The organism is Mycobacterium sp., from assembly GCF_008709575.1.
Lineage (GTDB): Bacteria > Actinomycetota > Actinomycetes > Mycobacteriales > Mycobacteriaceae > Mycobacterium.
In genome coordinates this window covers 1-588 of record NZ_VYIK01000487.1, presented here as the reverse complement: position 1 = coordinate 588, position 588 = coordinate 1, and the positions used below count along the sequence as shown (strand labels likewise).

Here is a 588-nt window from a genome sequence, read left to right as displayed (position 1 = left end):
AACGTCCAACCATCACTGCACCGGCCGCTGAAACCGGGCTTGATCGACCCACGGATACGTCAGGAGAGCCACATTTTGGCTGGGTATTTTTTGCCGCTCCTGCCGCATTAAAGAGCTTCGTGTTATTGAGTGACAATGATGTAATTCTCTGCGATAATTAGTCTCGTGGCCAAGGCGACGGCAAAGCGGTTGGCGGCTAACCGTTCTACGCCGTACCCGTCGTCGCGTCGGGTACGTCAGCGGCGTGACTTTGAGGAGTTGCAGCGTCGACGTCGCAAGGCAGCCAAGCTATTCGCCAAGGGTGTGCCGCAGGCGGAAGTGGCGCGCCGGTTGAAAGTGAGCCGCCAAAGCGTGTCACGCTGGCACCAGAGATGGCGGGAGCAGGGCCAGGAAGCGTTGGTCGACGCAGGTCGGGTCGGTCGGCCGCCGCGCTTGACAGCTGAACAGAAGGCGTGGGTAGAGAAAGAGTTGCTTCGGGGTCCAACGGCGCACGGGTACGCGACACAGTTGTGGACGCTGGCCCGGGTGGCCGAGGTGATCGAGCGATCCACCGGGGTGCGCTATCACCCCGGTCATGTATGGCGGCTG

At 61.4% G+C, this 588-nt stretch carries 1 protein-coding gene; it reads left to right on the top strand.

All coding sequences use genetic code 11. The features are described from left to right. Positions 1-165: 165 nt before the first annotated feature. Positions 166-588 (top strand): helix-turn-helix domain-containing protein (locus tag F6Q13_RS19735; RefSeq protein WP_293060073.1); only part of this gene is annotated, 423 nt, incomplete at its 3' end.